The sequence below is a fragment of the Micromonospora sp. NPDC051296 genome (assembly GCF_040682255.1).
Lineage (GTDB): Bacteria > Actinomycetota > Actinomycetes > Mycobacteriales > Micromonosporaceae > Micromonospora > Micromonospora craterilacus.
On record NZ_JBFBAO010000032.1, the window covers coordinates 18,862 to 30,812 of the forward strand.

Sequence of the window (11,951 nt, forward strand, 5' to 3'; positions counted from 1 at the left end):
CCTCTCAGCCGCCGGCGAAGGGGGGCAGGACGTCGATCGTCGCCCCGGCCGGCAGCGGCTTGTGCCGATCATGACAGGTAACGCCGTCGACCAGAAAACTTGACACCGCGAGTACCGGCACCAACCGCCCGCCGTGCCGCTCGGCCAGGTCGGCCAGCAGTTCGTCCAGCGACCGGCCGGCGGAGGTGGTCTCCTCGGCCCGGCCGGCGGCGGCCCGCGCCCCGGCGAAGTAGCGGACGGTGACGGTCGCCATGGTCAACCTCCGATGGCCGACATCGGCCGGGCCGGTTGCAGGAAGGTCGGGTCGTCGATGCCGTGCCCGGCCCGCTTGCCCCAGGTCGCGGCCCGCCAGCGCCGGGCCAGCTCCTCGTCGTCGACCCCGGCCCGCAACGCGCCGCGCAGGTCCGACTCCTCGGTGGCGAACAGACAGTTGCGGACCTGGCCGTCGGCGGTGACCCGGGTCCGGTCGCAGTCGCCGCAGAAGGGTCGGGTGACCGTGCCGATCACGCCGACCCGACCCGGGCCGCCGTCGACCAGCCAGGTCTCGGCCGGTGCCGCGCCGCGCTCGGCTGGGTCCGGGCTCAGCTCGTACGCCGCGCGTAGTGCGGTGAGGATCTCGTCGGCGGTGACCATGCTCGCGCGGTCCCAGCCGTGCTGGGCGTCCAGCGGCATCTGCTCGATGAAGCGCAGCTCGTACCCGTGGTCGAGAGCGAAGCGGAGCAGCGCCGGTGCCTCGTCGTCGTTGATCCCGCGCATCAGCACGCTGTTGACCTTGACCGGGGTGAGCCCGGCGGTGGCCGCGCCGGCCAGGCCGGCGAGCACGTCGGGCAGCCGGTCCCGCCGGGTGAGCCGGGCGAAGCGCTCGCGGTGCAGGGTGTCCAGGGAGACGTTCACCCGGTCGAGGCCGGCGGCGCGCAGCGCCGGAGCCATCCGCTCCAGGCCGATGCCGTTGGTGGTCACCGAGAGCCGGGGGCGCGGGTCGAGCGCGGCGGCGGCCGCCACGATGCCGACCAGACCGGGGCGGATCAGCGGCTCGCCGCCGGTGAACCGCACCTCGGTCACCCCGAGCTGGCGTACCGCGACCCGGATCAGCCGGATCACCTCGTCGTCGGTCAGCAGCTGCGGCCCGCCCAGCCAGGGCAGCCCTTCGGCCGGCATGCAGTACGTGCAGCGCAGGTTGCATTTGTCGGTCAGGGAGACCCGCAGGTCCCGGGCGACACGGCCGTACCGGTCGACGAGGACGCCGGTCGGCGGGGCGACGCTCATCCGTCGACGGTAGCGCGCCCGACTCCGCTCAGGGCGTCCCGAGCGATCCGGCTGACCGAATCGCGGTACGCCCCGCCGAACAGGGCGGTGTGCACCAGCAGCAGATGGAGCTGGTGCAGGGGAACCCGCGCCCGCCATCCGCCCGGCAGCGGCCAGGTCTCGCGGTACGCGGCCAGGATCCGATCCAGGTGCGGTGCCCCGCCGAAGAGCGCGAGCTGCGCGAGGTCGGTCTCCCGGTGCCCGCCGTGTGCGGCCGGGTCGACCAGCCAGACCCGGTCGTCGTCGCCCCAGAGCAGGTTGCCCGGCCAGAGGTCGCCGTGGATCCGGGCGGGCGGCTCGTCCCCACCGAACTCGCCGATCCGGGTCACCACCTGCTCGACCAGCGCGGCGTCGGTGCCGCTCAGGGCTCCATTGTCGACCGAGCGGCGCAGGTAGGGCAGCAGCCTGGCCTGAGCGAACCAGTACGCCCAGGGGCCCGGGTGCGGGGTGTTGTCCGCCGGCAGCGCGCCGATGAAACCCGGCCACCGCGCCCCGAAGGTCGGCGCGCCGGCCCGGTGCAGCCCAGCCAGCTCACGGCCGAAGCGCTCGGCCGCCTCCGGGCCGGGCTCGCCCGGCTCCACCCACTCCAGCGCGAGCAGATCGGGCAGCGCCACCATCACCTCCGGTACAGCGACCGTGCCGGTCTCGCGCAGCCAGCGCAGCCCGGCCGCCTCGGTGGCGAAGAAGCCCTCCGGCACCGGTCTGCCGGCCTGCTCCGGCCAGGTCTTGGCGAACACCGAGTGACCGTCGTCCAGAGTCAGCCGGGACGCCGCGCAGATGTCACCGCCGGACACCGGCGTCTCCCGGATCCGCTGGTGGGTCAGGAAGGTCGGCAGGTGCTCCGGATGCGCCCGCAGGTACGCCAGATCCATCCCCGCAAGGTATCGCCTGCTGTGCAAGGAAGGGCCCCCTGTTATCGCCTCCGGTAGAGGAGGGGCCCCTTCTTAACCCTCGAGAGTCCAGAGCCGCGGGATGCGCCGGCTTGCGGCAGGTGGCCCGGCGCGGTCGTGATTGAGCCTGAGCAGGGGAAATGCAGTCTGTAACTGTGGACGAGCCGCGTGTCGTCCACAGGGGCAGCGGTGCCGCGGGCCGGCTCCCAGGCTGGCCGTATGAACTCGACCGACCTTCCCCGGCTCACCGTCCGCTCGCCCGCCGACCTCATCGCCGCCGTGCCGTACCTGCTCGGCTTTCATCCGGCCGACAGCATCGTGGTGGTGGCGTTACGTGGCTCGCGGATCGTCTTCGCCGCCCGCGGCGATCTCTTCGACGATTCGGATCCGCACGAGTCGGCAGGGCACATCGCCGCCGTGACCACCCGGCAGGGCGCCGACTCGGCCACCGTGATCGGCTACGGTCCGGCCGCCCCGGTGACCTCGGCGGTGGACGCGGTCCGGGCCGCGCTGGCCGACGCCGGGCTCACCGTCCTCGACGCGCTGCGGGTCACCGACGAACGGTGGTGGTCGTACCTCTGCGCGGAGCCGGAGTGCTGCCCGCCCGAGGGCACCCCGTACGACCCGAGGGCGAGCACGGTACCGGCGGCAGCCGTCTTCGCCGGCCAGGTCGCGCTGCCCGACCGGGCGGCCCTCGCCGCGCAGGTGGCCCCCGCCGCCACCCCGGCCATGCGGCAGGCCGCCGAGCGGGCGGAGCGGCGGCTCACCGATTTGCTGGCGGCGGCACCCCCGGCCGACCTGCTCGGCGGGCGGGCACTGCGATCGGCCGGAGCGGCGGCCCTCCGTGCCACTAGGCAACGGCACGAGAGCGGCGAGCCCCTGACCGACGACGAGCTGGCCTGGCTGTGCCTGTTGCTGACCCACCTTCCGGTACGCGACCACGCCTGGGAACGCACCGACGGCCGGGACGAGGACGTGGCGTTCTGGACCGAGGTCCTGCGCCGGGCCGAGCCGGAGCTGATCGCCGCGCCCGGCGCGCTGCTGGCCTTCGCCGCCTGGCGGGCGGGGCAGGGCGCGTTGGCCGCCGTGACGCTGGAGCGGGTGCTGGCCGAGCACCCGGACTACTCGCTCGCCCTGCTCCTGGACGACCTGCTCCGTCGGGGAGTGCCGCCGGCACGCCTTGACGGCTGGCCGGCGACCGGGTCGCCGAAGGCGCTGCGGCGGGGCAGACGCCGCTCCCGGCGTCGCCCGAGATAGCTGAACCGGCCACCGGCGCCGCGCCGCCCGGACATCGGGCCGGGAGGAACCGTCAGCGCCGACGACCGGGGTCGCCGGTGACCCGGACGGTGTCGGATAATCCCCGCGTGTCCGAACTCTCAACCGGTACGGCATGAGCGTCGCACTGCTGCTGTCCCTCGCCGGCCTGGCGCTGGTCGACAGCACCAGCATCGGCACCCTGTTCATTCCCGTCTGGCTGCTGCTCGCCCCCGGTCCGGTGAGCGTCCGGCGGGTGCTGACCTACCTCGGCACCATCGCCGGCTTCTACTTCGTGGTCGGGCTGCTGCTCTATTTCGGCGGCAGCGGGTTGGCCGAGGTGCTGGGCGGAGCACTGGACAACCGGCCGGTGCTCTGGGGCCAACTCGCGCTCGGCATCGGGTTGTTCGTGCTGAGCTTCCGGTACGACGGCAAGCGGGGCGCGGGCACCGGCCGGGTGCTGCGGTGGCGGGACCGGGTGACCGCCGGTGACTCGTCGCAACGCTGGCTGGTCGGGCTGGCGGTGTTCGCCGCGCTCGCCGAGGTGGCGACGATGCTGCCGTACCTCGGTGCCCTGGGCCTGCTCACCACCTCGGGTCTCGGCGTGCCGAACGTGATCGCGCTCCTCGCCGGATACTGCCTGGTCATGGTGCTGCCGGCGGTGCTGCTGATGGGTGCGCGGGTGGCCTGGCCGAGGCTGGTCGAACCGGTGCTCGCCCGACTCAACGCGTGGATCATCCGGTCGTCCGGGAGCATGCTCGGCTGGGTCCTGGGGATCGCCGGTTTCCTGGTGGCCCGGGACGCGGCCGTGCGGCTGGAACTGTTCGAGATGCTCGCGAACCGCTGATCGGCAGCGATCAGCCGGTCACCCGGTGCGCTCCGGTGTAGACGTTCATCGTCCGGCCGCGTAGGAAACCGACCAGGGTCAGCCCCGCCTCGGTGGCCAGGTCGACCGCGAGCGTGCTCGGCGCCGAGACCGCCGCGAGCAGTGGCACACCGGCCATCCACGCCTTCTGGGTCAGCTCGAAACTGGCCCGGCCGGACACGAGCAGCACGTGCCCGGCCAGCGGCAGTCGGCGCTCGCGCACCGCCCAGCCGATCACCTTGTCCACCGCGTTGTGCCGTCCCACGTCCTCGCGCAGCACCACCAGCTCACCGTCGGCGGTGAACAGGCCTGCCGCGTGCAGCCCGCCGGTGCGGTCGAAGCCCCGCTGCCCGGCCCGCAGCCGGTGCGGCAGCTCGGCCAGCAGCGCGGCCGGCACGGCCAGCGGGTCGTCGGCCACGCCGAACCGCGACCGGGTACGCACCGCGTCGATGCTCGCCTTGCCGCACACCCCGCAGGCGCTGGTGGTGTGGAAGTGCCGGGTGGCGTCGGTGGCCGGCTCCGGCACATCGGGTGCCAGCGTCACGTCGACCACGTTGTAGGTGTTCGGCGTCTCCGTGCCGGCGCACAACTGCGCGGTGGAGACGTCGTCAGCCGAGCGGATCAGCCCCTCGGTGAGCAGGAACCCGATGGCCAGGTCCAGGTCGGCGCCGGGGGTCCGCATGGTGACGGCCAGCGGCCCACGTCGGGTTGGCCCGGCGGGGCCGACCCGGATCTCCAGCGGCTCTTCCACGGCGAGGGTGTCCGGCCGGCGCACCCAGGTGCGTCCGGCGTCCGTCGCGTCGAGGTCCACGCGGAGCACCCCGCGCCGGTCACTGGCCCGTCCCACCCCGCCATCCTGCCCCGCCACGCCGCCTTACCGAGCCACCAGCCCCGCAACTTCGCCGATCTTGCACTTTCGGTCACCCAAATGCCCACCTATGCGCCTTATATGACGACGGAAAGTGCAAGATCGATGACGGGGGCGGGGACGGGGGTCGTCGGGGTGCGCGGTTACGTTGGGGCGGTGAGGGCGTACGCGGCGGTGGTGCTCGCAGGGGGGTCGGCGCGCCGGATGGGCGGGCGGGACAAGCTGGCGCTGCCCGTCGGCGGCGTACCGATGCGCGAGCGGGTGCTCGCCGCGGTAGCCGACGCGGCACCCCGGATCCTGGTCGGCCCTGGGCCGGCCCCCGCAGGGGTACGGCTGACCCGTGAGACGCCGCCCGGTGGCGGTCCGGTCGCCGCCACCGCAGCCGGAGTGGCGCTGCTCGACGCCGACGTGTCGGCCGTCGCGCTGCTCGCGGCCGACCTGCCGCTGCTGACCCGACTCGCTGTCGGCGAGCTGCTGCACCATCTCGACCAGCCCGGTATCGACGGCGTGTGTCACGTCGACCGGTCCGGGCGGCGGCAGACACTCTGCGGGGTGTGGCGACCGGCCGCGCTGCGGACCGCCCTCGACCGGCTCACCCGGCGACGCGGCGGTGAGCTGGCCGGCGCCCCGTTGCGGGAACTGCTCGCCGGGCTCGCCGTACGCGAGGTGGCGTGGTACGGCGACGGTCCGCCGCCCTGGTTCGACTGCGACACTGAGCGTGACGTACGCCGGGCGGAGGAGTGGGCGCGATGACGGTGATGGACGACTGGCTCACGGCGGCCTGTACGGAGCTGGGCCTCGACCCGGCGGAGGTGCCCGTGCCGACCGTGCTCGACCTGGCCCGGGACGTGGCTCACCAGGTGCTACGGCCGGGCGCGCCGGTCACCGCGTACCTGCTCGGCCTGGCTGTCGGCCGGGGCGCGGATCCCGTCGCGACCGCCGCCCGCCTCGCCGAACTGGCCGGCACCTGGCCGGTCGAGCTGGGCGGCGGGCGCGGCACCGACTGATCAGAGCGCGCACCGGTTGACGTTGTCCGATCACGGTCCGGGCTGATCCGCCCCAGCGGCTGGCTGGGTAGGGTGACCGGAACGGACGGAGGCGATCATGACGGCAGACCACCCCTCGGCACCGCCCGGCATGCCGGCGCACCACGAGTCGATCCTGCTCGACGAGCCGAGCACGGCCGACCTGCGGGCGAAGGTGACCGAGGCGTGGCGGGAGTTCGCCCGGGCGCTGGCCGACCGGCTGACCGCGCTGCCGGCGGGCGCGCACGTGGACCTGACCCTCGACCCGACCGCCTCCGGCACCGACGATGCCGTGTACTCCGTCAGTGTCGACGTCGGGACGGACGGCCGGCTCGCCGCCCGGGCGGTGGGCAACGCGACCCTGCCCCAGGGCTACCGGCTGGACCGCGCGGCCGTCGCCGACATGGTCGCGCTGGGCTGGTCACCGCCGGGCGTGGTGGAGGGCTCGGGAGACCAGTTCGGGCTGGAGTACGCGGCCGGGGATGCGAGCCGGCTGGCCGCCCTGCTCTCGCGTACCCTGCGCGACATCTACGGCACCCCGCACCCGGCGTTCCTGGTCTACCTGATCGAGGACGCCGACGGTGAGGCAGTGCCCGGTGAGCCGCTCGGCACCGCGCGCAGCGAGTTCGGCCCGGGCCGGGAAATCGGCGCCGAGCTGGAAAAGGCGCTGGCGACCACCGGTGAGGCCGGCGCGGACACCGAGGTGCTTGAGCTGGCCGAGCGGGTCCGCACGGTCGTCTCGACCATGCTCAGGTCGGACTCGGACCGGCTCCAGGTCGACTCCGACGGCGACATCAACATCCGCGCCGGCTCGGCGATGGTCTTCGTCCGGGTCCGCGACAACCCGCCGCTGGTCGATGTCTTCTCCCCGGTGCTCACCGAGGTCGAGCCCACCGAGCAGCTGTACGTCAAGCTCTCCGAGCTGACCAACCGGATGCCGATCGGCCGTCTCTACTGCGCCGACGACACGGTGTGGGCGTCGATCCCGGTCTTCGGCCGCAACTTCCAGCCCACCCACCTGATGCTCGCGGTACAGGTGATGACCGGTCTCGCCGACGAGTTGGACGACCGCCTGCACGGTGAGTTCGGCGGCAAGCGGTTCTTCGGTGAGGGGGACAAGCCGGTCCGGCGGGGCGAGCACCGCACCGGCATGTACCTGTGAACCCGGTCAGCGGACGTCGAGCAGGGTCTTGCCGACCGTTTCCCGGGCGCTGATCGCCGCGTGCGCGTCGGCCGCCCGTTCCAGCGGGAAGCGCTGCCCGATCACCGGCCGCAGCCGGCCGGCCGCCGCCTCCGCCAGCGCCCGCTCGGTGTACGCCCGCAGCTGCTGCGGCGTCGGTGCCGGGCGGGCCAGGGTCACGCCCCGCTCGGCGGCCGTCTCCTCGGGGATCCCGGCCCACTCGCCGCTGGCCAGCCCGAAGCTGAGCATCCGGCCACCCGGGTCGAGCAGCTCGAACGCCGCCCGCCCGATCGTCCCGCCGACCCCGTCGAAGACGACGTCGACCCCACCGACCGCTGACCGCACCCGCTTGACCCAGTCCGGCTCCCGGTAGTCGACGGCGATCCGCGCGCCCAGCCCGGGCAGTAGCGCCACCTTGCGCGTACCGCCGGCGAGGCCGACCACCCGCGCGCCGGAGCGGGCCGCGAGCTGGACCAGCAGGCTGCCCACTCCGCCGGCGGCGGCCTCGACCAGCACCCGGTCACCGGGGCCCGGGCCGGCCGCGTCGAACAGCATCAGCGCGGTACGCCCGTCGGCGAGCAGCGCCACCGCCTGGTCCAGCGGCAACCCGTCCGGGACCGCCACCGGTGCGGTGGCGTCGACGACGACCAGTTCGGCGTACGCCCCGGACCCGCCGGTACCGGTGACCACCCGGCGGCCGACCAGTCCCGGGTCGACGTCCGGCCCGACCGCGCTGATCACCCCACCTACGCCGTTGCCCGGGATCACCGGCAGCGACGCGGGCGACGGCCCGAAGCCGGTCGCCCGGAACTGGGTCTCCACGAACGTGATGTTCGCGTGCACCACCCCGATCAGCACCTGACCCGGGCCGGGTATCGGATCTGGTGCCGGGCCCGGCACCAGCATCTCCGGTCCGCCGAACTCGCGTAACCACACCGCCCGCACGTTTCCCCCTCGTCGATGGGCCCGAACCCAGTCGACTACCTCAATCCAGGTTGAGGTCAAGGCGGGTGGGGCCCGGAAACCCCGAGAAACCGGGCCCCACCCGCGTGGGGAGGGAGATTCAGGTCGTTGCGACCCAGCCGAGGCGTCGTGCGGTGGCCGGGTCGGAGGCCAGCAGGCCCGCGTCGGAGACGGTCCAGAGCACGTCGCCGATCACCAGCGATCGGAGGATGGGCCAGGACGGCTCCCACCTCTGCCGGCCGTTGTCGTGCCTACCGGGGTGGTTCACCTTGCCGATCTCACTGATCGTGTCGCCGGTGACGCGTAGCAGGCGGATGCCGGCCTCGACCGGCAGCGCCACCAGGCCCGTGTCCGGCTGGTACAGGAAGGCGTGCGGGTCGAACTCGGCGTTCGACCAGGCACCGGGCAGGTGCCACTGGTCCAGCCGGGTCGGCAGGGCCGGGTCGCGGACGTCGAAGAGCGACATCTGCACACCCTTGACCCGCCCCTGCCGGTCGGCCTCCTGGCCCACGCCGAGCAGCCGCCCGTCGGGCAGCGGGTGCAGGTAACCCGAGTAGCCGGTGATCTTCAGCTCGCCGGTGACCCTCGGTGCGGCCGGGTCAGTCAGGTCGAGGGAGTAGAGCGGGTCGGTCTGCCGGAACGTGACCACGTACGCGACCGGCCCGAGGTAGCGCACGGAGTAGATGCGCTCGCCCCGACCCAGCCCGCCGACCATTCCGGTCGGCACCAGCGATCCGCCCTCGCGGCGCAGCACCCGCACGGTGGACTCGGAGGTTCGCCCCTCGCCCCAGACGTCGCCCGAGGTGGTCGCCACCCGCAGATGCCCCGCCCACTCGGACAGCGCGTACTGGTTGATCAGCCAACCCGGCACCAGGCCGGCGGCGAGGTAGCGGGGGCGGCCTGGAGAGCCGACGTCGAATTGGAAGATCTCGGTGACCTGGTCGTCCATGGCCGGCCGCCAGCGGTTGGGCTTGATGGCCCGCCCCGGACGCTGGCCGGCGAGGTAGAGGCTCGTGGCCGTGCCGTAGACGGTGCTCGCGTCGGCCGCGACGCTGACCGGGTCGCCGTCGCCGAGCTGGTTGGCGGTGAGGTCGAAGCTGAGCACGGTCAGCATCGACGTGCCGGTCATCCGCTCCGGGCGGCTCAGCTGGTCGCAGCCGACCCGCCCGGTGTGTCGCTCTTTCCCGGTCGTCCATTCGTACTCCGGCAGCCATGCCTCGACACCGGCCTCACTGATCGTCGCCCGGTTGCCCTCGACCCGCTCCCGGTCGCTGCCGCCGGGGTCGAGCGGGAACCACAGTTGGGGCACCGAGCGGACCACCACCCGAGCGGTCTCGCCGGTCAGCCGGGCATCCACGGTGCCGCCCTGGATGCGGTACGTGCCGAGCACCCGGGGTGGCCCGGCCAGGTCGACCAGCACCAGCCGCGCCGTACCGGCCGGCCTGCTCGTCCGGGCCCAGCCGACGGCCGCATCCGGCATGTCTTCGGCGAGGACCAGGGCCCGGTCGCCGAGCAGCAGCAGCCGCTGCATCCCCCAACCCAGGGACTGATCGTCGCCGGCCAGCGTGATCTTCCCGGTGATCCGGCGGGTGGCCGGGTCCACCACCCGTAGCACGCCGCCGGTGACCGTGACGATCCGCCGGCCGTCGGTCTTGACCAGGTCCGGCTCGTCCGCGCCGGCTTCGTGGTTGTTCGTCGTCGAGTATTCCGGCCCGGCGTCCGGCGGGGTGGCGCCGCCCTCCGCGAAGGCGAGGGCCCTCGCCGCCGACTCGCCGCCGAGAGCCGCCCGGTCGCCGAGCCGCATCGAGCCGCCGTCGAGGCCGTACGGGCCGACCGATTCGGTGGCCGCCGCGCGCAACTCGGCGAGGGCTTCGGCGCAGGAGTCGAACGAGACCAGGCTGGCCACCGGCACCATCGGCGGCTCGCTGCGGCCGGGCGCCGGCGGTGCCGGTTCCGGTGCCGCCATGCTGCCGGCGAGCAGGGCGAGCACGACCAGCGTGCTGCCGGCTGCCGCGGCCTTCGTTCCCCGTGTCATGGGCGGTTCGACGCCGCGGTTGCGCGTCCGGTTCCGTACCCGCTGCGACGGGTCGCCAGCCCTGTGGCGACCCACCGCCGGATGCGGCGCGAGTTGTCCCCCGTCCCTGGTCAGCGGGCGGACGGGCCGACGCCGGGGGATTCGACCAGCCGGGAGAGCACGATCGTGCTGCGGCTGGAGGTCACGAAGGACTCGGCCCGCAGCCGCTCCAACGCCTCCTCCAGGTGGGCGATGTCGGCGGCCCGCAGGTGCACGAGCGCGTCGGCCTCCCCGGAGACGGTGTACGCCCCGACCACCTCGGGATGACGCCGCACCGCGGCACCGATCTGGGCCGGGGTGGTCCGGCCGGCGCAGAACAGCTCGACGAACGCCTCGGTGGTCCACCCGACCGAGGCCGGGTCGACGACGGCGGTGAATCCCCGGATCACGCCGGCGGCGCGCAGTCGATCGACCCGTCGCTTGACCGCCGGAGCGGAGAGTGACACCCGGGTGCCGATGTCCGCGTACGAGGCACGGGCGTCGGCGACGAGCAACGCAATGATTCGCTGGTCTACGGCGTCGATCTGCAATGTTCCGCCTCAGGGAAGCAATGGTTGTGGCTGTTACTAAAGTTCCAGCCTACCTACTCTTGGTGACCGTGAACCAGCAGCGAGTACCGCGAAAGCGGACATACCTCATGTGCTCGCCCGAGCACTTCGCGGTCGAGTACGCGATCAACCCGTGGATGGACGTGACCACCCCGGTCGACCCGGAGCTGGCCGTCAAGCAGTGGGACCGCCTTCGGGAGACCCTGGTCGGCCTCGGCCACGAGGTGCACCTGCTGGTTCCCGAGCCCGGCCTGCCGGACATGGTCTTCGCCGCCAACGGCGCCTTCGTGGTGGACGGGACGGTCTACGGGGCCCGGTTCAAGCACCACCAGCGAGCCGCCGAGGCGGCCGCGCACCGGGCCTTCTACGAGTCGCAGGGCTGGCGGTTCATCGCGCCGAACGAGACCAACGAGGGCGAGGGTGACTTCGCGTACCTGCCAGAGGCGCACGGCGGGCTGATCCTGGCCGGGCACGGGTTCCGCACCGAGCTGCCCGCGCACGCCGAGGCGCAGGAGGCGTTGGGGCGCCCGGTGGTCTCGCTGCGGCTGGTCGACCCACGCTTCTACCACCTCGACGTGGCGCTCGCCTCGATCGACGACGGCAACATCGTCTACTACCCGGGCGCGTTCTCCGCAGCGAGCCAGAAGGTGCTCGCCCAGCTCTTCCCCGACGCCGTGCTGGCCGATGACGACGACGCCCTCGCGTTTGGGCTGAACCTGGTCAGCGACGGTGCCAACGTGGTGCTCAACAGCGAGGCGACCCGGCTGGCCGGCCGGCTCAAGACGGCCGGCTACACGCCGGTGCCGGTGGAGCTGGCCGAACTCAAGAAGGGCGGCGGCAGCGTGAAGTGCTGCATCGCCGAGCTGCGGCACTGAGCCGGTCAGTCCCGTACTCAGCTCCGTGCAGCGGAGGGGCTGGCTTCCCCGCGCCGCCCTCCGCCCGCAGGATGTGGTTCGCCGCGATGATGCCGGTGGCCGCC

The 11,951-nt window shown here is 73.4% G+C and carries 13 protein-coding genes; 6 read left to right on the top strand and 7 right to left on the bottom strand.

The window, feature by feature from the left end; genetic code table 11:
* Window positions 1–4: 4 nt before the first annotated feature.
* From AB0M52_RS05920 to AB0M52_RS05930, 3 genes are read right to left on the bottom strand one after another with little or no spacing between them, the layout of a single operon-like run.
* The gene (locus tag AB0M52_RS05920; protein WP_363949439.1) at window positions 5–253 is read right to left on the bottom strand and encodes a MoaD/ThiS family protein; all 249 of its coding nucleotides are present in this window, start codon (window positions 251–253) and stop codon (window positions 5–7) included.
* 2 nt (window positions 254–255) lie between these two features.
* Window positions 256–1,266 carry a GTP 3',8-cyclase MoaA gene (gene moaA / locus AB0M52_RS05925; protein WP_363949442.1) on the bottom strand — a complete coding sequence of 337 codons (1,011 nt, stop codon included), beginning with the start codon at window positions 1,264–1,266 and terminating at the stop codon, window positions 256–258.
* A complete protein-coding gene (locus AB0M52_RS05930) occupies window positions 1,263–2,177 on the bottom strand; it encodes a fructosamine kinase family protein (protein ID WP_363949445.1) in 915 nt (304 codons plus the stop codon). The genes moaA and AB0M52_RS05930 overlap by 4 nt, the downstream gene beginning before the upstream one ends.
* Before the next feature lie 237 nt (window positions 2,178–2,414).
* On the opposite strand from AB0M52_RS05930, the gene AB0M52_RS05935 reads away from it, so the two are divergent.
* Window positions 2,415–3,452 (top strand): DUF4192 domain-containing protein, encoded by a 1,038-nt coding sequence (locus tag AB0M52_RS05935; RefSeq protein ID WP_363949448.1) that lies wholly within the window; start codon window positions 2,415–2,417, stop codon window positions 3,450–3,452.
* 133 nt (window positions 3,453–3,585) lie between these two features.
* A complete protein-coding gene (locus AB0M52_RS05940) occupies window positions 3,586–4,296 on the top strand; it encodes a GAP family protein (RefSeq protein WP_363949451.1) in 711 nt (236 codons plus the stop codon).
* A gap of 10 nt (window positions 4,297–4,306) precedes the next feature.
* Here AB0M52_RS05940 and fdhD read toward each other — a convergent pair whose 3' ends face one another.
* On the bottom strand, window positions 4,307–5,161 hold the full coding sequence (fdhD, locus tag AB0M52_RS05945; RefSeq protein WP_363949454.1) for a formate dehydrogenase accessory sulfurtransferase FdhD: 855 nt from the start codon (window positions 5,159–5,161) through the stop codon (window positions 4,307–4,309).
* Window positions 5,162–5,338: 177 nt separating this feature from the next.
* Between fdhD and AB0M52_RS05950 the strand changes: the two genes are divergently transcribed.
* From AB0M52_RS05950 to AB0M52_RS05960, 3 genes are all read left to right on the top strand, one after another.
* Window positions 5,339–5,935: an NTP transferase domain-containing protein gene (locus tag AB0M52_RS05950; protein WP_363949457.1), complete on the top strand. Its 597-nt coding sequence runs from the start codon at window positions 5,339–5,341 to the stop codon at window positions 5,933–5,935.
* The gene (locus AB0M52_RS05955; protein ID WP_363949460.1) at window positions 5,932–6,189 is read left to right on the top strand and encodes a DUF6457 domain-containing protein; all 258 of its coding nucleotides are present in this window, start codon (window positions 5,932–5,934) and stop codon (window positions 6,187–6,189) included. The genes AB0M52_RS05950 and AB0M52_RS05955 overlap by 4 nt, the downstream gene beginning before the upstream one ends.
* Before the next feature lie 97 nt (window positions 6,190–6,286).
* Window positions 6,287–7,369 carry a hypothetical protein gene (locus AB0M52_RS05960; protein WP_363949462.1) on the top strand — a complete coding sequence of 361 codons (1,083 nt, stop codon included), beginning with the start codon at window positions 6,287–6,289 and terminating at the stop codon, window positions 7,367–7,369.
* A 6-nt stretch (window positions 7,370–7,375) separates the two neighbouring features.
* On the opposite strand, the gene AB0M52_RS05965 is transcribed toward AB0M52_RS05960, so the two are convergent.
* From AB0M52_RS05965 to AB0M52_RS05975, 3 genes are all read right to left on the bottom strand, one after another.
* Window positions 7,376–8,332, bottom strand: coding sequence for a zinc-binding dehydrogenase (locus tag AB0M52_RS05965; RefSeq protein ID WP_363949465.1), 957 nt, complete (start codon window positions 8,330–8,332; stop codon window positions 7,376–7,378).
* 118 nt (window positions 8,333–8,450) lie between these two features.
* Window positions 8,451–10,385: a beta-propeller domain-containing protein gene (locus AB0M52_RS05970; RefSeq protein ID WP_363949467.1), complete on the bottom strand. Its 1,935-nt coding sequence runs from the start codon at window positions 10,383–10,385 to the stop codon at window positions 8,451–8,453.
* 110 nt (window positions 10,386–10,495) lie between these two features.
* Window positions 10,496–10,954 carry an Lrp/AsnC family transcriptional regulator gene (locus tag AB0M52_RS05975; RefSeq protein WP_363949474.1) on the bottom strand — a complete coding sequence of 153 codons (459 nt, stop codon included), beginning with the start codon at window positions 10,952–10,954 and terminating at the stop codon, window positions 10,496–10,498.
* A 59-nt stretch (window positions 10,955–11,013) separates the two neighbouring features.
* Between AB0M52_RS05975 and ddaH the strand changes: the two genes are divergently transcribed.
* Entirely contained in the window at window positions 11,014–11,847 is an 834-nt protein-coding gene (gene ddaH / locus AB0M52_RS05980; protein WP_363949476.1) for a dimethylargininase, read from the top strand.
* The last annotated feature ends 104 nt before the right edge of the window (window positions 11,848–11,951 follow it).

Excerpts from the sequence above, each read along its gene's own strand:
- AB0M52_RS05920 (WP_363949439.1), bottom strand. The coding sequence starts at position 253 with ATGGCGACCGTCACCGTCCGCTACTTCGCCGGGGCGCGGGCCGCCGCC.
- moaA (WP_363949442.1), bottom strand. The coding sequence starts at position 1,266 with ATGAGCGTCGCCCCGCCGACCGGCGTCCTCGTCGACCGGTACGGCCGT.
- AB0M52_RS05930 (WP_363949445.1), bottom strand. The coding sequence starts at position 2,177 with ATGGATCTGGCGTACCTGCGGGCGCATCCGGAGCACCTGCCGACCTTC.
- AB0M52_RS05935 (WP_363949448.1), top strand. The coding sequence starts at position 2,415 with ATGAACTCGACCGACCTTCCCCGGCTCACCGTCCGCTCGCCCGCCGAC.
- AB0M52_RS05940 (WP_363949451.1), top strand. The coding sequence starts at position 3,586 with ATGAGCGTCGCACTGCTGCTGTCCCTCGCCGGCCTGGCGCTGGTCGAC.
- AB0M52_RS05955 (WP_363949460.1), top strand. The coding sequence starts at position 5,932 with ATGACGGTGATGGACGACTGGCTCACGGCGGCCTGTACGGAGCTGGGC.
- AB0M52_RS05960 (WP_363949462.1), top strand. The coding sequence starts at position 6,287 with ATGACGGCAGACCACCCCTCGGCACCGCCCGGCATGCCGGCGCACCAC.
- AB0M52_RS05970 (WP_363949467.1), bottom strand. The coding sequence starts at position 10,385 with ATGACACGGGGAACGAAGGCCGCGGCAGCCGGCAGCACGCTGGTCGTG.